Below are 21,445 nucleotides of genomic sequence, written 5' to 3'. Positions count from 1 at the left end.
TCTTACTCCTCGACCACGGTCTGACGGCGCCGTTGGCCGACGTAGGAAAGTGCGAACAGAAGGACGAACGCGAAGATCAGGCTCAGCAGCGACACCGCGATGGACACACCCGCGTTGCGCTTGCCCAGCAGGTTGACCTGCACCTGCAGCGTGTCGAAGTTGAGCAGCGACGCGATGGTGAACTCGCCGAGCACCAGGGCGACCGACAGCAGCGAAGCACCGATCAGTGCGACGCGGATGTTCGGCACGACGACCTTCCACAGCACCGTGAACCACGATGCGCCGAGGCTGCGCGCGGCTTCGGCCAGCGTCTTCAGGTCGATGGCGGCGAGTCCGGCGTCGATCGCGCGGTAGGCGAACGGCAGCACCAGGATCGTGTACGCGAACGTCAGCGTCAGCGCTGAGTCGCCGACGAAGTAGTTCACCCACGCGTAGAGCGGCGCCATGCCGACCACGAGCACGATGGCGGGAATCGCCAGCGGCAGCAGGCACAGGAACTCCACGAGCCGCTGCAACTGCGGAAGCCGCAACCGGATCCACGCCATCGTCGGCACGAGCAGCACCAGCATCAGCACCGCGGAGGTGACCGACAGCAGCAGCGAGTTGACGAGAGCTTCCATCAGCCCTTCGTCGTCGACGATGGACGTCCACGACTCGAGGCTGCGCGTGTCGTTCTTGCCACGCGTGGAGAACTCCGCCATCGCGATCAACGGCAGGATGAAGTAGACGCCGAGGACCAGCAGGATGATCGTGCGCAGGACGCGCTGTTTCACTAGCGAACCCACTTGGCCACCCTCTTCTGCAGCAGCACGTTCACGCCCATCGCGATGCTGACCACGATCACCATGCCGAGGCCGAGCGCCTTGCCGAGGTTCTCCTGGCCGAGCACGACCTCGCCGGTGAGGAACCCGCGGATCTGCAGCGGCACGATCGGGCTGCCCTGAGAGACGATCGCGGCGGCTGTGGCGTAGGCGCTGAAAGCGTTGGCGAACAACAGGAGCAGCGCGCCGAGGAACGGCGGCGTCAGGATCGGGCCGCCGACGTGGCGCCAGTACGTCCAGCTCGTGCCGCCGAGGCTCGCGTTGGCCTCGCGCCACTGCGGGCGCAGGCCGTCGAGCGCGGGCAGGAACACGATCACCATCAGCGGGATCTGGAAGAACGTGTAGACGAGCGTCAGGCCGGGCAGTTCGAACAGCCACGCGCTGCCGGCGAAGAGGTCGATGCCAACGTTGTCACGCAGGAACTTCGTGACGAGACCCTCGAAGCCGACCGTCGCGAGGAACGCGAACGCCAGCGGCACGCCACCGAACTGGGCGAGCACACCGCTGCCCGCGATGACGGTCCGGCGCAGCATCCCGTCGGGGTTGCCGACCGCGATCGCCCACGTGAGCAACGCGCCGAAGATCGCGCCGATGACCGCGGTGAGCGCGGAGAGTTCGATGCTGCGCACGAAGGCGTCGAAGACGACGCCCGTGAACAGGCTCGTGAGGTTGTCGAGCGTGAACGCGCCGTTCGAGTCCTGGAAGGCACCGAACAGCACGAGCACCGTGGGGTAGACGAGGAAGGTGCCGACGAACGCCAGGAACGGCACCGCGACGAGCCAGGCGGCCACAGATGGCCGACCGGCGGCCCCACCCCTGGGGGTGGAGCCGCCGGGCTTTGCCGCCGCTACAGGAGCGACTGCGGTCATCCGATGGCCTGGGCCCAGGTCGCGGTCAGGACGGCCTTGGCCTTGTCGGCCTGGGCCTGCGTCTGGAACACCTGCTTGCCGTCGGTCTTGGGCAGCTTCTCCTTCGCGGCCTTGTCCGCCTTGTCGCCCATCTTGTCCAGGCGCACCGGGCGGGACATGCCCTTCAGGTAGAGGTTCTGGCCCTCGTCGGAGTAGAGGAACTCCTGCCACAGGCGGGCGGCCGCGGGGTGCGGCGCGTCCTTGCTGATGGCCTGGTTGTAGTACCCGCCGATCTGGGCGTCGGCCGGGACGACGACCTTCCAGTCGAGCTTGCCCTTGAGCTTGTCGGTCTGGGCGGCGTTCGTGTAGTCCCAGTCGATGACGACGGGCGTCTGACCGGACTCGATCGTCGCGGGCGACGGGTCGACCGGCTGGAAGTTGCCGGCCTGCTTGAGCTGCTTGAAGAACTCGACACCGGGGGCGATGTCGTCGGCGCTGCCGCCGTTGCCCAGCGCCGCCATGACGACACCGGAGAACGCGGCACCGGCCTGCGTCGGGTCGCCGTTGAGCGCGACCTTGCCCTTGTACTCGGGCTTGAGCAGGTCCTTCACGCTCGTCGGCGCCGGCACCTTCGCGGCGTCGTAGCCGATCGACATGAAGCCGCCGTAGTCGCCGTAGTACGCGCCGTCCGCGTCCTTGAGCTCCGCGGCGATGTCGTCCCACGTGCTGACCTTGTACGGGGCGAACATGTCCTTGTTGGCCAGCGCCACGTTCAGACCGAGGTCGAACACGTCGGGCGCGCGGTCGTTGCCCTTGAGCTGCTTGGCGGCGTTGATCTCTTCCTGGCTCGAGGCGTCCGGCTGCGCGGAGTCGACCTTGATGCCGTACTTGGCCTCGAAGGCCTTGATGATCTCGCCGTAGTTCGCCCAGTCCGGGGGCAGCGCGATGACGTTGAGCTTGCCCTCCTTCTTGGCGGCCTCGACCAGCTTGTCCATGCCACCGAGCTCACTCGCCGACTTCGCGGTTCCGGCGGCACCAGCCGGCGTCTCCTTGGCGGGCGGGGCGCCACAGGCGGCCACCGCCAGCACCAGCGCACCGACGCCGATCAACTTCGTCGTGACGTTCCCTCGCTTCAGCACCAGCGGAGGATTGGCTCGGGATGCTTTCGTTGTCAAGCCAGCCGCGCCGGTTGAGACCTTCTCGACTCCAACCGTGAATTCTCGGCGGCCTACGGGTTGCCGCTGAATGCTTTCCGTACCTCGCCCAGGTGTTGTGCCGAGATCCCGGTACCGGGATCGACGTGGATCAGCGCGGTGGTCAGATGCCGTCGCTTGTGGACGAACTGCTCGCGTCGCGCGGCGTGCAGGCCGAAGTCGTCATCGAACCAGGCGAGAGGCCTTTCGTAGGCGTACCGGGCGACCGCGGGGTACTTCCAGCCGGTCTCGTCGTGGAACTCGACCACCTTGAGCGGCGGCAGCCCCAGACGTGGCCCTATCTCGGTGTTCGCCCGGTGCAGCCACGTCGTGGCCCACGCGAGTTCGGCGCCGGTGTCCTCCGCCAGCTGTCTCAATTGGATGCCGTGCTCCGGGTCGAGCCAGACGCGGAGTCTGCGGCGCCAGCCGACCTTGATCTCGAACAGCCGGTAGTTGTCCGGCTTGGGATTCGCGGCCCACGGGTTGAGCGGACCATCGACGTCGAGCAGGACCAGTGGACGCATCCGTCCAGCATCCCCCGACAGCAGCCGTGTGGTCGAAAACGCGGGTTGCTGTTCGTATAAGGGGCATGTTCACCGACGAGGAGATCGCCTACCTGCGCGAACAGCCCCTGGCCCGCCTCGCGACCGTCAACGAGGACGGCCAGCCCGACGTGGTGCCGCTGGCGTTCGAGTACGACGGCACGCACATCTGGGTCGGCGGTGCGGGTGACCAGGTCAGGAGCACCCGCAAGTTCCGCAACATCACCGCCGGCCGCCGCCGGGTGTCGCTCGTGGTCGACGACCTGGTCTCGTTCACCCCGTTCGTCGCGAGGGCCATCCGGATCTACGGCATCGCCGACGATCCGGCCGAACGCACCGGCATCGTCGGCCCTGGCGTCTACAGCCGGATCACGCCGACCCGCGTCTGGGCGTGGAACATGGCGGGCGAACCGGTGGGCGAGGCCTGGTACGAGCCTCGCCGGTCATGAGGCCCTGCGCGCCGAGCACACCGCCGCGCTGCCCCACCGGGCGCCGTAGAGCAGTCCGGGCAGCAGCCGCCGGAACCGCAGGTGGATCTCCCCCGCCCGGTCCACCGCCTGCTGCGACCCGGCCGGCTCGGCATCGGACCGCTGCACCAGCACGCCGTCGAACGCCCGCACGAGCCGCTTGCGGTCGTGCTCGAACCGCACGCGCAGGTCGAACACCTCGCACGGCCGTTCGGGCACGTGCAGCACGCACGGGTGCATGGCGTCGCGGTGTGACATGCGGTAGCGGATCGCGAAGTCGTGGATATCGCCGCGCACCAGCGGTTCGGCCGGGACCAGCGTGAAGCCGGGACGGCCACCGTCGCCGCGCTCCCGCAGCGTGCCGCCGTAGAGCAGGTGCACGTCCACGTCGCGCCGGCGGACCGGGAAGACCGAGGTGAAGTCCAGCGAGTCGACGCCGTCCTGGTCGACGACGACCTGGTAGCGCTCCAGCACCTCCGGCTGGCCCTGGTCCAGCGCCACGGCGACGCTGAGCTCCGCGGTGTGCCAGCCGCCGCCCGTGCGCGGCGACGTCGTGGCGGCGAGTTCGGCCAGCTGCTCCACGGCCTCGTCCACGCGACGGCGCACGGTGCGGGAGTCGCGGTCGATCCGCGCCGCCACCCAGGTGACGCGCTCCTGGTAGAGCGGCTGCCGGACGTCGGCGATGAGGCCGAACGCCGCCCGCGCGGCGAGTTGCAGGTCCTCCGGGAGCTGCTCGACCAGTTCGGTCAGCCGGGTGACGAGTTTCTGCTTCGCGGCGACCGAGCCGTCCGCGCTGGTGATCCCGCAGGCGGTGGCCAGCGACGGGCCGATCTTGTCCGCGATCCGTCCGGCGTGCACGCCTCGTCCTTTACGAAGGGTCTTCAGCTCACGGACCAGGTTCTTCAACATCTCCGCTCTCCTCCCCTTGCTCGCTCACGTGCGGCGGGGTCAGGTTGCGGCGGGCGTGTGGACGAGAAGTGGACACGCCGTGGATCGGTCAGACGTGCTCCGGTCGCAGGACGGTCCGTGCCACCGACGAGGCCAGTGCGATGCCCAGGCGCACACCGTCGCTTCCGAGGAAGACTCGCGAGCTGCCGATGCGGCCGAGCGCCCGCTGGTCGACCGCTCCGAGTCCGAACGCGACCATCTCCGGCCACAGCGTGGTGGCGGTGAGCCTCGCGAGGGACGCGGGCCACGCCGGATCGGTCGCCCTGCCGTCGGAGACGAAGAACAGCAGCGGTCTTCGCACCTGGACCCGCTGCCTCTTGAGGCGGCGCACGTCGCGTTCGATGATCGTGCGCACGAGGGTGAACGCGGAACCGAAGTCAGAACCCGACTCCTCGCGCGGCGTGATCTCCTCGGCCGGCTCGAGCGCGGGCAGCAACGGCCGCACGACCAGCGGGCTCTCCGCGAAGACGACCACGCAGAGCCGGATCTGGGCCGTGGCGTGCCGATCCGCGTGCACCACCCCACGGAACTCGCGCATCCCGGCGTTGACCTCGTCGATGTGGTCGCTCATCGAGAACGACACGTCGCACACGAGATAGCACGGCAACACATCGAGAACCATCCGACTTCCCCCTCAGCGCGATGCCTGGTGCGGACACCGTTACCGGATCGCGTTGATCAAACGTGGACAAAAAGCTGATTCACTGACACGCCACCGGGGCTTTGGGCGACATTCCACCCAGATGGCAGCTCGTGCACCGGGAGGACCGCGTGGAATTTCATATGCTGGGTCCGTTGGAATGTTGGCACGGCAGCACTTCCGTGTCCCTGGGAGACCAGCAACAACGCTTCATCCTCGTCGTTCTTCTCCTGCACGCGAACAAGCCCGTGTCACCCGAACGGCTCACAGAGACCGTGTGGCCTGACAACCCCGAGCGCAGAACGCTGGTCCGCGGTTACATCAACAAGCTGCGCAAGGCGTTCGAACCCACCGACGCCGCGATCGAGACGACACCCACCGGTTACGTACTGCGCGTCGACGAGAACCAGATCGACACCGTGCGCTTCGACCGGTTGCGTGAGGAAGCCGCACAAGCCTTGCGGAACAACGACCAGCGCAAGGCCGTCGACCTGCTGCGCACCGCGGTCGACCTGTGGCATGGGAGGTTCCTGGAGGACATCGACATCGACCGGGTCGGCGGCGCCGCGGTGATCTCACCGGCCGAGAGCTTCGCCGACGCGCTGGGTGACGTCGCCGAACTGGAACTGCTCGTAGGTGACCACCGCTCGGCGCGCGATCGCATGCGCCGCGCCCTGCCGAAAGACCCCGCCAACCAGAGGTACGCCGAACTCCTCATGCGCGCGCTGATCGCGGGCGCTGACGGCGTGGGTGCCATCCGGGTCTACAAGAACGCCTGCACAGCGCTCGCGGAAGCCGGTTACGAGCCCGGGTCGGCGCTGCGCAAGCTCGCGGCGCGGGCCGAGCACGGTGAGCCGGTCAGTTCGCTGCCATCTCGCCCCGGCGGGTTCACCGGCCGGTCCACCGAACTGGAGACGATCGAGGCGGCCGCCGCGGGCACCGGTGAGCGACGCGCGGTGTGGATCAGCGGCGCGCTCGGCGTCGGCAAGACAGGCCTGGCCGTCGAGGCGGCACACCGGCTGCGTCCCCGGTTCCCGGACGGCCAGCTCCTGTTGCGGCTCAACGGGTTCACCCCGAACGTGGCACCGATGTCCGTATCGGACGCGCTGAGCCAGCTGCTCACCGAACTGGGCGTGCCGGCCGAGCAGATCCCGGACACGGTGGGCCGCAAGGCATCGCTCTACCAGACCCAGCTCTACGGCACGAAAACGCTGGTGGTGCTGGACAACGCGGCGTCACCCGAGCAGATCCGGCCGCTGCTGCCCGAAGCGCGCGACTGCTTCGCCGTCGTCACGAGCCGCAGAATGGGCGAGCCGGACATCAGCGAACACGTGCGGCTGGCCCCGATGCCCGCGGATGACGCCTCCGCGCTGTTCCGGCGGCTGACCGGCCCGTTCCGGGTGCGCGGCAGGGCGGCGGACATCGCGGGCCTGGTGAAGCGCTGCGGGTACCTGCCGGTGTCGATCACGGTCGCGGCGGCGTTGCTGCGCAGGCACGACCGGTGGTCGCTCGACCACCTGCTCGGCCTGATGGACGAGGAGGGACCGCTGCGGGAAGACGCCGCGGTGCTGGCGTCCTACCGGCAACTCGACGACCGGCAGCAGGAGCTCTTCCGGCTCTTCGGCCACCTCCCGGGACCGGACGTCGACCTCGTCGGGGCCGCGGCCCTCGCAGGCCTCGACATCGCCGTCACCCGCAAGCTGCTCGACGACCTGCACGAGGTCTGCCTGCTGGAGGAGGTCGCGCCGAACCGGTACCAGATGCTCGACCCGATCAAGGAGTTCGCCGCTCTCGAACCTCCGCCCGCGGGCGCCCTGGTGCGCCTGCTCGACTTCTACCTCGTGTCGCTGAGCAGCGCGGTGAGCGCGGCCTACCCGTTCGACCACACCGTCCAGCCGCCGGTGGACCGCACGAGTCCGCTCGGTCTGCGGTTCACCCGCCAGGACGAGGCGCTGGCGTGGATCACCTCCGAGCGCGACAACCTGATGGCCGCCATCAGGTGCTCAGGCCCGGACCACGCTTGGCGGCTGGCCGCACTGATCTGGCGGCACTTCAACACGGCGAACCGGTTCGAGGACTGGATCGAGGCCGTCGACTCCGTTCGCGCGGAGGACGACCACGGCCAGGCGCACGTGCTGCTGCGCCTCTCCACCGCTCACGACCGGCTCGGCAGGCACAGCGAGGCGTTCGAGTTCGCCGAACAGGCACTGAAGAGGTGGTCCCGGCTCGGCGACGTGGCGGGCGAGGCGGCGACGCTGTGCGCGCTCGCCCTGTCCGCGATGCAACTCGGCGCCCACGACGAGGCGGTGCGGTGCTTCGAAGCCGCGCTCGCGAAGTACGAGCAGTGCGGGGACCTCCGGGGCCGCGCCCACGCGCTCAGCATGCTGGGCTACCTCAACGAACAGCACGGCAGGTACGACATCGCGGTGCGGCAGCACGACGACGCCGTACGGATCTTGCGGGAGATCGGCCACCTGCAGGGACTGGCACACGCGTTGAACAACCGCGGCGCGAACCGGCAACACCTCGGGATGTTCGAAGAGGCCATCCCCGACCACCTGGAGGCGCACGAGATCGCGGTCGAACTCGGCGACGACTGCGTGGCCGCCTACGCGTTGACCAACATCGCCGACGCCCACCGGCTCGCCGGCCGGCTGGGCGAAGCACTGCACCACCACGAACTGGCCTCCGCCGCCGCGGCGGGACTGGCGGACGCCGACCTGCGCGCGAGGCTCTTCCACGACCGGGCCGCCACGGCACGCGACGGCGGCGATCTGGCCGGCGCGTTGCGCCTCTACCAGGCGTTGCTGGACGTGGCCACCGGCACGGGCAACCGCACGCACCAGTCGCACGGCGAAATCGGTGTGGCGCGGACGATGCACGCACTGGGCAGGCATTCCGGCGCGGTGGCGCACTGGAACGCGGCCGAGGCCGTGTTCGCCGAGCTCGACCAGCCGGAGGCGCAGCAGGTGCGGGCCGAGCGTGCGGCGATGACCTGTGCGTGCGGTCAGCGGTGAGACAGGAGCCGTTTCAGGTCGGGGTAGACCTCTCGCACCGCGGCGTGGTTGTGCCACCTGCCCAGGGTTCTGGCCAGTTGCCGCAGATCCGTCCGGACGGTCGCCGAGTCGACGTGCGCCGCGTCGTCGATCGTGGCGGCGAGCGTCCGGCAGCTCTGGTCGACGTCACCGGACAACGCCTGGGCGAGCGCCTTGCGCGTGCCGAAGCGGGCCCTGGTGCGGCGCGACGTGACGGGCACGAGCGCGAGCTGCCGGTCCAGCACGACGGCGGCCTCGACGTTGAGCCCGAGGTCGCTCAACGCCCATCCCCTGGCCAGTTCCAGTGGATCGGGCGCGCTCGGGCCGAGCGCCGGATAAGGGCTGTCCGGCTGCTCGGAGTCCATCAGGCGCACGGCACGGTCGAACGCGCTTTCGGTGGCGTAGCGGTCTCCGGCGAGTGCGTGTCCCTGTGCTTCGCGTCGTGCGGCCAGCGCGAGGACTCGTGAACCGGCGTTGCAGATCCACTGCGCCTGCTGGGCGAGGTTGATCGTGCTCCGGGCGTCCTGCCGGTAGAACGCGATGCCCGCCTCCCGCACGAACGAGTAGCTCGCGATGTCCGGGTCCCCGGCCGCGCGCGACAGTTCAGAGGCCTGCCTGGTCCACCACAGCGCCGCCTGCTCGTCACCGGCCTCCTGACTCATCCAGCCCGTGTACTCGGAGAGGCGCGCGGCGAGCCTCAGCAACCCGGTGCCGATCGGCCCGGTATTCTCCCGCGCCATCCCGTGCACGGTGTGCTGCAACGCTTTCAGCGGCTCGATGATCACCATCGGGCTGGTGCGCAGACCCAGCGCCCGCAGGTTCTCGAACGAGGTGCGCATCCCCGCGACCACCTGGGCGTCCGGGGCCGGCCGGAGCCCGCTGCCGGCGAGCGCGCCGACACCGAGCATCGTGCCCGCCACCAGAACCTGACGGCGGGCGAGCGCCGGGGTGCCGTGCATCGCGGCCTCGATCAGCCGCCCACCCACGCCGAGCACGCCGTCGCACAGGCGGGCCACCGTCGGCGTCGGCGGTTTCAGGTCGTTCTCGATCTTACTCAGATAGCCCTTGCTGTAATGAATCAACTTCGCCAGCTGCCCCATCGACAGCCCTGCGGCGACGCGGTGTTCACGCAGCAACTCACCAAAACTTCCGGCCACGATTGCCTCCCGCTCCGGCGTCAGCCGAGTACATCACCAGAATCTGCCCGACGCAATCGCCCCGGCCATGACAAAAAATGGCCAGGGCGCATTTGCGGCTATGTCATCCGTGCCACGGGTTGCCGCCGCCGTTCTGGGTTTCGGTGGTGGTCGTGGTGGTGGGAGGCGGCGGCGGGGTGTCGTCCGCGTTCGCCGTGCCGACACCGGAAACGGCGGCGGCGACGGCGAGCGCGGTCACCAGGGTGGCGGTACCGGCGACGAAAGTGGACACGATCTTGGACATGACGAATCCTCCGAAGGAAATCGCAATTGATTTCGGGATTTCGCCCGCCGTTCTGCGGGCTACTTCGAGGATTCATCTTCGGAATTCGTGATAACAGGTGTTTCCCGTTGCCCACCGAGGTGGTCAACACGTCCACTCCTCATCCACTTCTGGTCAACACGCGGCCTGGATGCTGCGCGCACCCGGCCGACGTGCGGCCATCACCCGAGGAGGTTGGAGTGACCGAATCCGCGACCTACGACATCGCCGTGTCGTTCGCCGAAGAGCAGCGCGCCGTGGTCGGCGAGGTGGTCGAGGCATGCCGGCAACGTGGCCTGACCGTGCTGGAGGGCAACGACCTGTCCGAGGCCCGAGTGCGTTTCTTCGTGCCGTTCGTGTCCAGTGTGGACGAACTGGCGGTGAACGGTGACGAGCACGTGCTGCCGGTGCTGACAGGCGACGCCCCCGCGCCGTCGTCGTTCCTGCGCACGGACGACGGGCTGGTGGACGCACTCGTCAGCCGGGTGGAGGCGGCCGAGACCGCAGGCAGGGAACGGGTGTCCGTCGCCGAGATGGCGACCACGGCCGAGACCGAACAGCCCGCCACCAGCCCTCTGCGTTCCCTGGCCGAACAGTTCGCCGCCGCGGGTGCCAAGCGCGATCTCGCCGGCACCCTGCACCTCGGCGACACCACGATCGCCGTCCGCGTCGAACGTGCGGGCGACACCGTGTACGCGGTGGAGGTTCGCGACGAGACCGTGAACTTCGTCGTCCTGGGCGGCACCACCGAGCTGCTCTCGACGCTGCACCAGCGGATCGAGGACATGCTGGCCTCGTGACGCGAAAAAGGGCGGTGCCCCCGTCGGGGACACCGCCCTTTCTCACTGCCTGCCGGCTCGCTCGACCACTTCCTCGAGCCGCAACGGGCTCGGCGGGTGATGACTCAGGCACAACGGCGCCCGCATCCGCCGGAACCCGAACGTGTCCCCGGTGACGTAGAACTGCCCCCGCTCCAGCCGGGAGATGTCCGCGATCGAACTCCCCTTGGCCCGCGCCATGTCCGTGGCCGCGGCGATCTGCGCCGGGCTGTTCAACCGCCCGAAGAACTGCGTGGTCGCGTTACCGGTGACCTGGTTGTGCACACCCTTCGGCGCCTGGGTGGCGAGCAACAACCCCAGCCCGTACTTGCGGGCCTGCGACGCCAGCAGGATCGTCGTCTGCGTGCTGGCCGTCGCCTGACCGGACGGCGCGATCGTCTGCGCCTCGTCCATGACCATCAGTCCGCCGAGCGGCCGGTCGACGGCGGGGTTCCGCTTGATCCAGGCGAACACCTCCAGCTGCAACTGGCTGATGAACCCCTGCCGTTGCTCGTCGGACGGCAACCCGACGAAGCTGATCACGGAGATCCGCGCCTTCTTGCCCAGCGCCGGCTCGAGCAGCACACCGGGATCCGTGGGCTCCCCCTGCCCGGCCAGCAGAGGGTCGTTGACCATCGCGGCCCGCAACGTCTCCGCGAGATCAGCCGCCGTGGCCGCCGCGGAGTGCAACTTGCTGACACCCTCCGGCAACTCCGCCAGCAGGTCGACGAACCCGTTCAGATCCCGCCTGTCGTGACGCGCGTAGTACCGCAAGGCCTCCTTGAGCACAGCCCGCCCCCGAACAGCGAACTTCGTCCCGTTCGCAATCCGCGCATGGGGCAACAGCCGGGCCACAGCGGCCTCGACCGCCGCCCCGAACTCGTCCTCGTCCCCGCGCACCAGTGCAAAATCGGGCAGGGGATGAAAACTCAACGGCCGCCCACCGGACCGCCCGGGCGTCCACACGACGACCTCGGTGCCGGCGAGGTACTCGGCGGCCCTGGCCTCGTCCCCGGCCCGCCACTCCCCCGGCACCTCTGGCCAGGCATCGCCCAGCCGCGCCAGGTCGTTGTTGGGGTCCAGCACGATCGCCGAAACCCCTTGCAGCGCACACTCTTCGACGATCCGGCGCAACAGCACCGTCTTGCCGCTACCGGACCCGGCGAACACGATCGCGTGCTTGCGCAACGACTCCAGCTCGATCCGGATCTCCCCGTCCATCCCGAGCACGATCGCGCCCTCACCCTGCTCCGGCCGTGATTGCTGCGGCTGGGACTTCGTCACCTCGGACCGCGGCGGAGGACGTGTCTCCTGGTGCCCGCTCCTGGTCCCACTCCTCGCCGGGTCGGGCAGGATCTTCCGCAGGAACGTGTTGCCGCTGGCGGGTTTCCGCGCCACCAGCCACGTGAGCAACTGGTGCGACTGCGACGCCCACATCTCCTTGAGCGCGATGAACGTGCGCAGGTCGTCGTCCGACACGTCGACCCTCTTGCCGCCGCGCTGCACGAACTCCGCGACCTCACCCTTCGTCTTCGCCCCGGTCCAGCCGCCGGACCCCTTGCGGATCAGGACGAGGTGCCTGCCGCGCCCGTCCTCGGCCGCCGCCCTGGCGTTGCGGAACTTGCGCAGCACCTTGTTGCCGTGACTGCTGGCGATGAGCCGGAAGACCCAGCGCTCCTCGACGTCCCGCTCCTCGTCCACCGTGTGCCGCAGGCTCGCGTGCAGGCTCTTGTCCGAGGCCTGGGGCTCGGGATACCACGCCAGGTCGTCGTTGCCGATCTCGGTGACCCACGACCTCAGCCCTGCCAGCAGCAACGCCGGCATCACGTCGTCCTCGTTCTGCGACCTGACCTCGGCGGCGGCGAGCGCGGCCTTCTCCCGCAGTCTCGCGAACTTGGCATCGAGCTCGACGAGGTAGTCGGGCTCAGAACCTGCCTTCGGCGTGAACGGCACAGTCGGTGCGGGCGTCGCCTCCTGTTCTGGCTCCTGGAACGAGCGGAGTTCACGGATCTCGCCGTGCAGACAGGCCTCCGCATGGGAGTGCAGGCGCTTGAGCAGCGTGCGCGGGGTCTCGTCCTGCCAGTGGTCGCCGAAGGCTTCCTCTGCCACCGGCCAGGTCGGGTGAGGAGGCGTGATCCCCTTGCTCCCGTAGATCACGGTGAGCCACTTCTCGACCAGAGCTCTTGCGATCGAGGGGTCGGTGACAGCACCGAGGATCGGTGTCAGGGTGAACCGGTCGCCGACCGTGTCACTGGCCGCCTTGCGCAGTTTGATCCACGTGGTGGGCAGGCACGCGACGATCGTCAGCGTCCGCAGGGTGATCTCGCGCAGCTGCATCAACCCGTCCGAGATGAGCGCGAGCTCGCTGACCTCCTCAGGGCTGAGGTCGTCCTCGATGAGGTCCTGGGTCTTGTTGATCACGGTGTCCAGCTGGTCGATCGCGACCACGCAGGGGCCCGTCATGGCCAGCACGCGCGAGATGTCCCGCACCACGTACCGCGCCGACTTCGTCCTGGTCAGCAGGCCCCATCGGCGGTACTCGCCGGCATCGTCGTCCAGCCCTTCGAGATAGCTCTGGCCGATCAACGAATGCGTGGACGCGTACAACACCAATGCACGGATCACGGCGTTGCAGTCGGTCGCGATCCGGGCGTCCACCTTGCGCAGACCGTTGATGAGGGCGTCCAGATGCTCGGGCGTCAGCGGTGCCTCGTTCACGATCGCCTTGGTGACCTCATCGGACACATCAGCGCCACGGCACAACTCCCGCAACAGCACGATGAGCTGGAGTTCCCCGCGGTCATCGGTTCTGAGCAGTTCGCTGCGCATGGCTTCGGCGACGTCGTCCCAGAACATCGCCGCCGAGCTCACCTCGATCAGGAAGAAGTAGCCGCCGGTCTCCTGCACCATGCTGCGCACCGTGCCGAGCAGGTGGGTTTTGCCGACACCCTTGCGTCCCTGCAGGATGAGGCCGATGGGGTTGGAACCGGTGCTGTCCCTGGCATCCGCGATCGCGGTCCGGATCCGATGTTCCGCCCTGGTGTGCAGGCCGTCGACGTGGGACGGCGATGTGCGCCAGACGTCGTCCGGGGTCTCGGCGGAGTTGAACCGCAATGCAGCCAACGCTTCTCGCAGCTGTGCGGTCACGACTCCTCCATCGCCACTAGGTGCAGGTCCTCGCTGCCGACCCGCAACGCCGCGGCGTGGTCTTCCGCGGTGAGCACCTTCGTGTTGGACTCGGGTGCCAGGTGGACGGTCCCGGTCTTCATCATCTTCACCAGCGTCGCGTCGACCTCGCCCTTCTCCGCGCCGTTGAGCCGGGGCCGGATGCGGGCGAGCCGGATCCAGTCCTGCGGCTCGGTGGCCAGTTCCTCGTAGGTGGAACGGATCAACGACTCCAGATCCCGGGACCGGATCACGTCGATGAGCGTCCCGCACGCCTCGTGGTGCAGGATGAACTTCTTCAGCAGCCCGAACGTGACTCGCGCGTGCGAGGTCGATCTCGGCGGCAACTCTCCCTTGACGAGGTCCTGCAGGCACCAGGCGATGCCTTCGTTGGTGATCTCGTGAACCATCGGCTTCACGGTTTCATCGGTCTGGATGAAACCGGCCTTGTTCAACTTCTCGCGACCGGGCTTGGTGAGCTTGACCTGGTCGCCCAGCTCCGTGTTGCGCACCGGCCGGTTCTCCAGCATCAGCACGGTCAACGCCGCACGCTCCGGGGCGCCAAACTTCTCCGGCATCACGCCGCCTCTCTCAGTCGGTGAACGCGTTGAGTCGTCGATCGATCCGGGCGAGCAGCTCTCCCACCGCGGCTCGCAGTTCAGGTGGCATCGGAGCCTGGGCGCCGTTGCCGCGCACCTTGCTGATGAACGCAAGGTCGGCCGAGTGATCCAGCAGCAGCTCCATGGCGCCGCCGTCGAGCGCCGCCGTCATGCCGTGGACCGTTTCCTGGACAAGCGCGAAACGGCCGGCGTAGGGCATCTCGTCCGGAAGACCGCGCAACGCGGTCGCAGCCGTTATCAGCGCCTCGTGGTTCGGTTCGTGCCCAGGAGTCCCCTGGATGAGGGTGTGGAGCTGCCGCGCGACCAGTTCCGGGCGCGGGCCGAGCTCCAGATGCCGCAGGTTGCGCAGAAAACCGGGTAGCCGATCTCGATCCGTGTTCCTCGTCAGCACACAGAACAGCTGCCGTTGATCGCCTTCCGGCCCGATGGTGTGCCGCAGGAAGCGCTCCGCCTCGGTGATCTGCCACCGGCTCGCCTCACCGTCCACCAGGAGGCACAGGTGCTCCGCCGGCTCACCGGCCTGCTCGAGGATCTCCGGGTCGCCGGACACCGAACGCTCGGTCCGCACCCCGAGCGCGTTCAGTTCGCTGATGAGTTCCTCGGTGGCCTTCAACAGCGTCCGGGGGCTCGATACCAGCAGATCGAGGTCGAAGTCCCGGTGGTGGTTACGTGCGGCCGCGACGTAGGCGTCGCGGTTGTCCTCCAGCACGTCTGTCCGGTCGAACCCCTGCGCGATCACCGCGGCGATGGTTTCCAGCGCGTACGAGATCTGGTCGGGCGACGGGACGAGTTCGTCCAGCACCGGCAGCTGCTCACCGAAACTCCAGTAGGAGACGTACGGGACCGTGAGATGCCGCAGCATGAGGTCTTCGGGAACGCTCTTGACGAGCCAGTTCTCGAACAGCGGGGCGACCACCGCGGCGCACTTGCGCTGCCACTTGTCCGCGCGCTCGTACTCGACCCGGTTGTCCAGTCGGGACAGCACGGGGAGCACGGTGTGCCGGGGCCGGTCGTAGGGCATCCGGTCTCTCGCGGCGTCGGCGCGCCGGGCGATGTCCACGACGTCGTCGAGGTTCTGGTCGTTGGCGGTGAAGACGACGACCAGGCGGTCCGGCAGGTGAGCCGTGCAGATGCCCGCGATGTCGGAGATGCCTGTCCTGCTGTCGATCAGCACGAAGTCGTGGTCGGCGGTCCAGCGAGCGCGACACACCTCGAGAAAGCTCGCGAACCCCTTCTCGTACAGCTTCTCCCAGTCGATCGCCTGCATCCGCCGCATGTAGGAGCGGTCCATCTTCCCCGCAGCCAGCAACTCGAGCGTGCCGCTGCCTTCCACGTCGACTTTCAGCGCGTGGGCGGCGGGTTCATTCGCGCCGGCGAGGAAATCGTCCGCGAGATCGATCACGCCTCCTTTCGGTGCTTCCGGCAGCACCGGCGCGAAGTAGTGGTGCAGGCCGGGAGCTTCCAGGTCCCAGTCGATCGTGAGGACCCGATAGCCCCAGCGCGCGAGCAAGACAGCGATGTTGGCCATGGTGAAACTGCGCCCGACGCCGCCCTTGTACGAGTAGAAGGTGATGACGGTCCCGGCCATGGTCAGAACCTCGGTATCTGGGGTGGCGGCATGAGCGGAGGATCCGGCGGGTCGATATCAGGCCAGTCCGGCTGCCAGGGCGGTGCCTGCCTGGCGAGCTGGACGAGATCAGCCGCGAGGTCGTTCACCCGCGTGTGGAATCGCAGGTATTTCCGGCTTTGCTGATACACGGGGTCCGGGTGCGCCACGTCCTTGAAATCCACCCACGATCTCTCCTTTTCCTCCAGCGGAAAGTTCTCGGAGTCGGAGTAGAGGATCGGATAGATCAGCCCCTGAGGGACCTGGAGGCTGGCGAAGCCGAGCATCTCCTCCCTGGCCCGCATGCTCTTCTGCTCGGCCATGCACCAGCGCGACCCGTAGTACTGAGGCGTGAGGAGCTGGATCATGATCTTGCTGTGCCGCAGGGCGTCCTGCAGGCTCGACGGCCAGTGCACGCCGCGCTCCATCGTGCGGTCGACGTACACCGTCGGAGTCGGCGCGTACTGATCAGCCAGACATTCCTTGAGTTTGCTCAGGAAGTGGTTGAGCAACCATCTCTGCACACTGCCGTATCGGCAGTAACTGATGAAGAAATCGTACTTGTAGGACACAGCGCATAACAGTAGGTGCGCCACCCGCGTCGATAAAAGACAAAAAAGTGGGCATTTTCAGCCCTTCTGACCAATAATTGGACAAAAAGTGGGCGGACGCGGCGTTGCCGTGAAAAGCAGGAAGCCCTCGATCATGTTCGATCGAGGGCTTCCTGTGATGAGTGGACGATACAGGGATTGAACCTGTGACCCCTACCGTGTCAAGGTAGTGCTCTCCCGCTGAGCTAATCGTCCGAGCGGATGACGAGACTCGAACTCGCGACCCTCACCTTGGCAAGGTGATGCGCTACCAACTGCGCTACATCCGCGTGCGCCCCGGTTTCCCGTGGTGCGAGAGGAACTTTATCCGACGGTCCCCCGAAGCTCCAAATCGGCTGATCTTCAGGGTGACGGGCCCGCTGACAGGCCCGCGAAACGACAGCGGGGCCAGGTGCGCTGTGCACCTGGCCCCGCTGTCTATCCAGAATGGACGATACAGGGATTGAACCTGTGACCCCTACCGTGTCAAGGTAGTGCTCTCCCGCTGAGCTAATCGTCCGAGGCGGAGACGGGAATCGAACCCGTGTACAGGGCTTTGCAGGCCCTTGCCTAAGCCACTCGGCCACTCCGCCAGGAGCATGACCCCACGGCAAGTACACCGTGGAACCACAGAGCGGATGACGAGACTCGAACTCGCGACCCTCACCTTGGCAAGGTGATGCGCTACCAACTGCGCTACATCCGCGTACACCACTGACTTCATGATGTTGAAACGAAGCTTATACGAGGGGTTCAAGCGAGTTTCACCGGGGTGCCCGCTTCGCCATCGCGGACCCCCTACCTCGGGTTATTCAGCTCAGGTCGTTCGAGATGAGGTGCGTGAGCGCCTCATCGACGTTGACCCAGAGGTGCTCGTTGCCCGGCACGACGACGTCATAGGTCCGATCGAGGAAGTCGGCGAGTTCCTGGGCGGACGCCTCGAACATGGCGTGCCCGGAAGGCGAGCTCAGCTCGATCACGACGACCTCGGGGTCGTCGGCGGCGGGGCGGATCCGGACGTCACCGTCGCCGGCGTCGGCGATGAGTCCGTCTGCGAGCAGGTCGCGGGCGTACACCCACTCGACCCAACCGGCGCGGCCGGTCCGGAACGCGGCAACGACCGCGTACGGGTCCTTCGTGTCGTATCGAAGCTCCACCTGAACCGGGACCGCAGGGGTCCTCGGTGCCAGCAGGTCGAAGACCGCTGTCGAGCGGAGCGTCACGTGATCGTTGCGCATCGTCGTTACCCTCTTCTCCCTTCCCGGTCAATGAAACGACCGAGCACCTTAGTTGTGACGTGCATGTGGCGAGGAACGCTCGCGAATCGGGTGCAGATCACCCCATCGGGTCAGTCTGACTCCGTAACGCGACCGTATGCACGCGCTCCGTGGCCTCCTCGCTCGTCAGCCGGCGTTCAGCGACTCCCATCTTGCTGGGTCTAACCTGAACCCGGTACCGGCTGTTGCGCGAATGTTGGACGTGAGGACATCTCTGGTGGCTGACTCGCCCGGCCCAACCGTTGCGTCGAGCGACGGCCGGCCGACCGATTTCGAGCTCGTGCAAAGACTCGCACAGGGCGATCGGTCGGCGTTCGGTGAGCTGTACGACAGGTACGGCACACCAGCATATTCGCTGGCCAGGCGCATCTGCGTGGACCCGGAACTGGCCGAGGACGTCGTCCAGGAAGCCTTCCTCGCGCTCTGGCGGCACCCCGCCAGGTTCGACCCCGCCCGCGGAAGTTTCGGCACCTGGTTGATGACTTTGGTGCACCACCGCGCGGTGGACGCCGTACGTAAAGAGAACACCCAGCGTCGTCGGACTGTTCCCCTCACCGACGACATCTCCCCTCCTGCCGAAGGCTCCGACCACGCAGCGTTGGTCAGCGTGGTGAGCGCCGAGGTCAGAGCGGCCCTGCACACGCTGCCGGAAGAACAGCGCCAAGTAATAGCGCTCGCCTATCTCGGCGGCTACACGCAGTGCGAGGTGGCAAAGTTGACAGGCATCCCGCTGGGGACTGTGAAATCGCGCACGTTCGCGGCGATCAGACGCCTGAGAGGCACGTTGGGGAACTTGTGGGCCGGCGAGACCGGCGAGACGACAGGAGTTCACCGGTGAACGGCGACCTGTGCGCTCACGAGGAGCTCGCCGTCGGCTGGGCGATGCACTCCTTGGAGCCAGACGACGAAGCAGTGGCCCGCGACCACGTGCCGACCTGCGACACGTGCCAGCGCACCGTGCAGGCGACGCAGGAGGTGCTGGCGGGCATCGGCGGCGCGGTCCCCCAGGAACAACCACCGCCCCGCCTGCGCGCGAAGCTGATGGAACAGATCGAGCACATCCCCCAGGAAGTGCCCGCCGCCCAGCACACCCCGCGCCACGCGGCGCCGATCCCACTGCGCCCGCAACACCGCCGCCGCACCGGCCGCGTCCTGCTGGCCGCCGCGGCAGCGTTGGCCGTACTGGCAGGCGCCGGCTATCTGGGCGTGCGCGTGAACCAGCTCTCGGACCAGGTAACGGCCTCCGAGGCTCGCACCAACGACCTGAACAAGGCCCTCTCCCTGGCCGCAGACCCCGCCACGAACAGGGCGATCCTGCGCACGGGCTCAGGCGACGAGGTGGCCGTAGTCCTCTCGAACCCGACCTCGGGCGCCGTGCTGCCGAGCAACCTCAAGCCGAACGACTCGGGTCACGTTTACGTAGTTTGGGGCGCAAGCACCAAAGCGCCGGTACCGTTGGCGGTGTTCGACGTACGAGCCGGTTCGACCGACCCGCAACTGCTGGCCTGGTCCTCCGACGCGCACAAGCACACGACCTTCGCGGTGTCGCTCGAACCAGGCCGCCAAGCACCACCGAAACCCTCGGAAGTGCTAGCGGGAGGCCAGGTTGCACCCGCCTGAATCCCAACAGGATGATCGACACATGACGAAGCCCGACGTGAAGCCCGAAGAACACAAGGGCTGGCGCCACTGGTTCCACCGGAACCCGGCACTGAACCTGGCCTACCGAATCGGCGTGGGCGTGATCGGCGGCCTGGTCCTGATCGCGGGCATCATCATGATCCCGTACCCCGGCCCAGGCTGGCTCGTGGTCTTCGCGGGCCTCGCCATCCTCGCCACGGAGTTCGAGTGGGCAGGCCGAGTCCTCAAGTTCGCGAAGCGCTACTACGACCGCTGGGTCGTATGGCTCAAGCGCCAGCCGTCCTGGGTCCGCGGCCTGGTGATGGCGGGCGTCTGCGCCATCGTCCTCGTAACCTGCTACTTCCTCAACGTGTTCGCGCTGGTAGGCGGCTGGTTCGGCCTCGAGTGGAGCTGGTTGCAGAGCCCGATTTTTGGTTCTCGTTGATGATGTTGTAGGCTATGGCCACACCGCGCGAGCGGTACAGCACAACAACAGAACACGGGCGTTTAGCTCAGCGGGAGAGCGCTTCGTTCACACCGAAGAGGTCACTGGTTCGATCCCAGTATCGCCCATACAACCCGAAAGCCTCTGACCTGCGAAGGTCGGGGGCTTTCGGGTTTCTCGGGCACTCGCAGACCCCTCGTTCCGGGGCCTCGGTAGTAAAAGTGGTAGTAAACCGGCGTCGTTCCACGTCAGAGCAGCCCCTTCGCCGACGGCGGCAGGAACAGACCAATCACTGCCTCGGCAGCGTCGCGGTCGAGGTCCTCGATGTCCGCTGAGTAGGTGTCGAGGGTGAACGCCACGGTCGCGTGACCCAGCCGAGAGCTGACGATCTTCGGGTGCACACCGGCTCTCAGCGAGATCGTCGCGTAGGTGTGCCGGATGTCGTGAAACCGAATCTTCGGCAACTGCAGCAGATCGACCAGCTTGTTGAACTCCTCCGTGATGGTGTCCGGGTAGATCGGCCGTCCGTCGTCCCAGCAGAACATCAACCCGTGGTCACGATAAGCGTCACCCCAGTCCTGCTTCTGCTTCTCCAGTTGCTGGAAGTGCGAGGCAAGGACCCCTACGGTGAAACTGTCTAGCGCGAGCAGCCGACGGCTCTTCTGACTCTTGCCCGACCCTTTCACCGCCTTTCCACCGGCGATGACTCGCGTGGTGGCAGCCATGCGGACGACCTTCTTCGTCAGATCGAATGCGGCGATCTCCGCACCGCACAACTCCGAACGGCGGACACCGGTCGATGCCTCAAGGACCCACAACGCATACCAGCGGTGATGCCGCACGTACTCGAGGAAACGCATCATCTGTTCGGGAGACCAGGTGCTGTGGTTCCGCCTCGGGACCGATGGGGCCTTCACACTCCGGATCGGATTGAGGCTGATGTACTTCCACAACACCGCCACACTCATCGCAGAGCTGAGCATGATGTGCACGCTCTTGACGGTCTTCGGCGCAAGCCCCGACACATGGGGCTTCGGATTCCGACCGACCTCGTAGCGCCGCACGGCACGGCGCGCAGCGGCGTAGGTCACACCTACCTTGTCGGCGATCTCCCGCGGTCGAATCTCACGATCCGCAGCGCATGCTTCCTTCCACAGCTCGTACATCTCACCGTTGGTGTTGCGCTTCTGACGCCCATCAGTGAGCAGGTAGTCGTAGAGCGCAGCCACCATCGACGGCACGAAGTCCTGCATTGTGAACGCTCAAGTTATTCCCGGGGCCTGCGCTCAAGTAATTCCGCAGGTGGTGGGTCCTGGTGATGTTCTACCCGGTGGTCTTGTTCTTGTCGCTGG

General features: G+C 67.2%; 20 protein-coding genes and 6 tRNA genes. 7 read left to right on the top strand and 19 right to left on the bottom strand.

Annotation, left to right across the window (positions count from 1 at the left end):
• Window positions 1-2: 2 nt before the first annotated feature.
• The 4 genes from IG04_RS0118940 to IG04_RS0118925 form a co-directional block, all read right to left on the bottom strand.
• Window positions 3-785, bottom strand: a complete 783-nt coding sequence (locus tag IG04_RS0118940) for an ABC transporter permease (RefSeq protein ID WP_030477990.1) — start codon at window positions 783-785, stop codon at window positions 3-5.
• Window positions 773-1,612, bottom strand: coding sequence for an ABC transporter permease (locus IG04_RS0118935; RefSeq protein ID WP_036015164.1), 840 nt, complete (start codon window positions 1,610-1,612; stop codon window positions 773-775). The genes IG04_RS0118940 and IG04_RS0118935 overlap by 13 nt, the downstream gene beginning before the upstream one ends.
• 74 nt (window positions 1,613-1,686) lie before the next feature.
• Window positions 1,687-2,808 carry an ABC transporter substrate-binding protein gene (locus tag IG04_RS0118930; RefSeq protein ID WP_245816681.1) on the bottom strand — a complete coding sequence of 374 codons (1,122 nt, stop codon included), beginning with the start codon at window positions 2,806-2,808 and terminating at the stop codon, window positions 1,687-1,689.
• 89 nt (window positions 2,809-2,897) lie between these two features.
• Complete coding sequence (locus tag IG04_RS0118925; protein ID WP_051770201.1) at window positions 2,898-3,386, bottom strand: HAD domain-containing protein; 489 nt, start codon at window positions 3,384-3,386, stop codon at window positions 2,898-2,900.
• Window positions 3,387-3,451: 65 nt separating this feature from the next.
• Here IG04_RS0118925 and IG04_RS0118920 point away from each other — a divergent pair, with 65 nt between their 5' ends.
• Window positions 3,452-3,853, top strand: a complete 402-nt coding sequence (locus tag IG04_RS0118920; protein WP_030477986.1) for a PPOX class F420-dependent oxidoreductase — start codon at window positions 3,452-3,454, stop codon at window positions 3,851-3,853.
• Here the strand turns inward: IG04_RS0118920 and IG04_RS42690 are convergent.
• Together IG04_RS42690 and IG04_RS0118910 are read right to left on the bottom strand one after the other, a co-directional pair.
• Window positions 3,848-4,780, bottom strand: coding sequence for a hypothetical protein (locus IG04_RS42690; RefSeq protein ID WP_030477985.1), 933 nt, complete (start codon window positions 4,778-4,780; stop codon window positions 3,848-3,850). The two genes, IG04_RS0118920 and IG04_RS42690, sit on opposite strands and share 6 nt — an antisense overlap.
• An 88-nt stretch (window positions 4,781-4,868) precedes the next feature.
• Window positions 4,869-5,441 carry a vWA domain-containing protein gene (locus IG04_RS0118910; RefSeq protein WP_030477984.1) on the bottom strand — a complete coding sequence of 191 codons (573 nt, stop codon included), beginning with the start codon at window positions 5,439-5,441 and terminating at the stop codon, window positions 4,869-4,871.
• A gap of 200 nt (window positions 5,442-5,641) precedes the next feature.
• Here IG04_RS0118910 and IG04_RS0118905 point away from each other — a divergent pair, with 200 nt between their 5' ends.
• Window positions 5,642-8,476 carry an AfsR/SARP family transcriptional regulator gene (locus tag IG04_RS0118905; protein WP_245816680.1) on the top strand — a complete coding sequence of 945 codons (2,835 nt, stop codon included), beginning with the start codon at window positions 5,642-5,644 and terminating at the stop codon, window positions 8,474-8,476.
• Here the strand turns inward: IG04_RS0118905 and IG04_RS0118900 are convergent.
• Together IG04_RS0118900 and IG04_RS0118895 are read right to left on the bottom strand one after the other, a co-directional pair.
• On the bottom strand, window positions 8,467-9,651 hold the full coding sequence (locus tag IG04_RS0118900) for a helix-turn-helix domain-containing protein (RefSeq protein ID WP_030477982.1): 1,185 nt from the start codon (window positions 9,649-9,651) through the stop codon (window positions 8,467-8,469). The two genes, IG04_RS0118905 and IG04_RS0118900, sit on opposite strands and share 10 nt — an antisense overlap.
• 103 nt (window positions 9,652-9,754) lie before the next feature.
• A complete protein-coding gene (locus tag IG04_RS0118895) occupies window positions 9,755-9,934 on the bottom strand; it encodes a hypothetical protein (protein ID WP_030477981.1) in 180 nt (59 codons plus the stop codon).
• 218 nt (window positions 9,935-10,152) lie between these two features.
• Here IG04_RS0118895 and IG04_RS0118890 point away from each other — a divergent pair, with 218 nt between their 5' ends.
• Window positions 10,153-10,752: a hypothetical protein gene (locus IG04_RS0118890; RefSeq protein WP_051770199.1), complete on the top strand. Its 600-nt coding sequence runs from the start codon at window positions 10,153-10,155 to the stop codon at window positions 10,750-10,752.
• A gap of 42 nt (window positions 10,753-10,794) precedes the next feature.
• Here the strand turns inward: IG04_RS0118890 and IG04_RS0118885 are convergent, their stop codons facing one another.
• The 10 genes from IG04_RS0118885 to IG04_RS0118840 form a co-directional block, all read right to left on the bottom strand.
• A complete protein-coding gene (locus tag IG04_RS0118885; RefSeq protein ID WP_030477979.1) occupies window positions 10,795-13,917 on the bottom strand; it encodes an ATP-binding protein in 3,123 nt (1,040 codons plus the stop codon).
• Window positions 13,914-14,513 (bottom strand): hypothetical protein, encoded by a 600-nt coding sequence (locus IG04_RS0118880; RefSeq protein ID WP_030477978.1) that lies wholly within the window; start codon window positions 14,511-14,513, stop codon window positions 13,914-13,916. The genes IG04_RS0118885 and IG04_RS0118880 overlap by 4 nt, the downstream gene beginning before the upstream one ends.
• 13 nt (window positions 14,514-14,526) lie before the next feature.
• Window positions 14,527-16,143, bottom strand: a complete 1,617-nt coding sequence (locus IG04_RS0118875; RefSeq protein WP_030477977.1) for a tyrosine-protein kinase family protein — start codon at window positions 16,141-16,143, stop codon at window positions 14,527-14,529.
• Window positions 16,144-16,145: 2 nt separating this feature from the next.
• Entirely contained in the window at window positions 16,146-16,733 is a 588-nt protein-coding gene (locus IG04_RS0118870) for a TIR domain-containing protein (RefSeq protein ID WP_030477976.1), read from the bottom strand.
• 162 nt (window positions 16,734-16,895) lie between these two features.
• Window positions 16,896-16,967 (bottom strand) — tRNA-Val (locus IG04_RS0118865).
• 1 nt (window position 16,968) lies between these two features.
• Window positions 16,969-17,041 (bottom strand) — tRNA-Gly (locus IG04_RS0118860).
• 158 nt (window positions 17,042-17,199) lie between these two features.
• Window positions 17,200-17,271, bottom strand: a tRNA-Val gene (locus IG04_RS0118855).
• A gap of 1 nt (window position 17,272) precedes the next feature.
• A tRNA-Cys gene (locus IG04_RS0118850) sits at window positions 17,273-17,344 on the bottom strand.
• A 40-nt stretch (window positions 17,345-17,384) separates the two neighbouring features.
• Window positions 17,385-17,457 (bottom strand) — tRNA-Gly (locus IG04_RS0118845).
• Window positions 17,458-17,563: 106 nt separating this feature from the next.
• Complete coding sequence (locus IG04_RS0118840) at window positions 17,564-17,989, bottom strand: SsgA family sporulation/cell division regulator (RefSeq protein ID WP_030477975.1); 426 nt, start codon at window positions 17,987-17,989, stop codon at window positions 17,564-17,566.
• A gap of 136 nt (window positions 17,990-18,125) precedes the next feature.
• On the opposite strand from IG04_RS0118840, the gene IG04_RS0118835 reads away from it, so the two are divergent.
• The 4 genes from IG04_RS0118835 (at window position 18,126) to IG04_RS0118820 (ending at window position 20,221) form a co-directional block, all read left to right on the top strand.
• Complete coding sequence (locus tag IG04_RS0118835) at window positions 18,126-18,866, top strand: RNA polymerase sigma factor (RefSeq protein ID WP_338043548.1); 741 nt, start codon at window positions 18,126-18,128, stop codon at window positions 18,864-18,866.
• A complete protein-coding gene (locus IG04_RS0118830) occupies window positions 18,863-19,648 on the top strand; it encodes an anti-sigma factor (RefSeq protein WP_030477973.1) in 786 nt (261 codons plus the stop codon). Before IG04_RS0118835 ends, IG04_RS0118830 begins: the two co-directional genes overlap by 4 nt.
• A 22-nt stretch (window positions 19,649-19,670) precedes the next feature.
• Complete coding sequence (locus IG04_RS0118825; RefSeq protein WP_030477972.1) at window positions 19,671-20,093, top strand: TIGR02611 family protein; 423 nt, start codon at window positions 19,671-19,673, stop codon at window positions 20,091-20,093.
• Between the two features lie 56 nt (window positions 20,094-20,149).
• Window positions 20,150-20,221 (top strand) — tRNA-Val (locus IG04_RS0118820).
• 120 nt (window positions 20,222-20,341) lie between these two features.
• On the opposite strand, the gene IG04_RS0118815 is transcribed toward IG04_RS0118820, so the two are convergent.
• Entirely contained in the window at window positions 20,342-21,346 is a 1,005-nt protein-coding gene (locus IG04_RS0118815; RefSeq protein ID WP_051770197.1) for a tyrosine-type recombinase/integrase, read from the bottom strand.
• Between the last annotated feature and the right edge of the window lie 99 nt (window positions 21,347-21,445).

This window comes from Lentzea albidocapillata (assembly GCF_000719115.1).
Lineage (GTDB): Bacteria > Actinomycetota > Actinomycetes > Mycobacteriales > Pseudonocardiaceae > Lentzea > Lentzea albidocapillata.
This window is presented reverse-complemented; position numbering and strand designations above follow the sequence as displayed.

What these genes read in the sequence shown, in the direction of transcription:
- IG04_RS0118835 (WP_338043548.1), top strand. Translation starts at nt 18,126, where the DNA reads ATGCACGCGCTCCGTGGCCTCCTCGCTCGTCAGCCGGCGTTCAGCGAC.
- IG04_RS0118875 (WP_030477977.1), bottom strand. Translation starts at nt 16,143, where the DNA reads ATGGCCGGGACCGTCATCACCTTCTACTCGTACAAGGGCGGCGTCGGG.
- IG04_RS0118925 (WP_051770201.1), bottom strand. Translation starts at nt 3,386, where the DNA reads ATGCGTCCACTGGTCCTGCTCGACGTCGATGGTCCGCTCAACCCGTGG.
- IG04_RS0118920 (WP_030477986.1), top strand. Translation starts at nt 3,452, where the DNA reads ATGTTCACCGACGAGGAGATCGCCTACCTGCGCGAACAGCCCCTGGCC.
- IG04_RS0118880 (WP_030477978.1), bottom strand. Translation starts at nt 14,513, where the DNA reads ATGCCGGAGAAGTTTGGCGCCCCGGAGCGTGCGGCGTTGACCGTGCTG.
- IG04_RS42690 (WP_030477985.1), bottom strand. Translation starts at nt 4,780, where the DNA reads ATGTTGAAGAACCTGGTCCGTGAGCTGAAGACCCTTCGTAAAGGACGA.
- IG04_RS0118825 (WP_030477972.1), top strand. Translation starts at nt 19,671, where the DNA reads ATGACGAAGCCCGACGTGAAGCCCGAAGAACACAAGGGCTGGCGCCAC.
- IG04_RS0118910 (WP_030477984.1), bottom strand. Translation starts at nt 5,441, where the DNA reads ATGGTTCTCGATGTGTTGCCGTGCTATCTCGTGTGCGACGTGTCGTTC.
- IG04_RS0118895 (WP_030477981.1), bottom strand. Translation starts at nt 9,934, where the DNA reads ATGTCCAAGATCGTGTCCACTTTCGTCGCCGGTACCGCCACCCTGGTG.
- IG04_RS0118815 (WP_051770197.1), bottom strand. Translation starts at nt 21,346, where the DNA reads ATGCAGGACTTCGTGCCGTCGATGGTGGCTGCGCTCTACGACTACCTG.
- IG04_RS0118840 (WP_030477975.1), bottom strand. Translation starts at nt 17,989, where the DNA reads ATGCGCAACGATCACGTGACGCTCCGCTCGACAGCGGTCTTCGACCTG.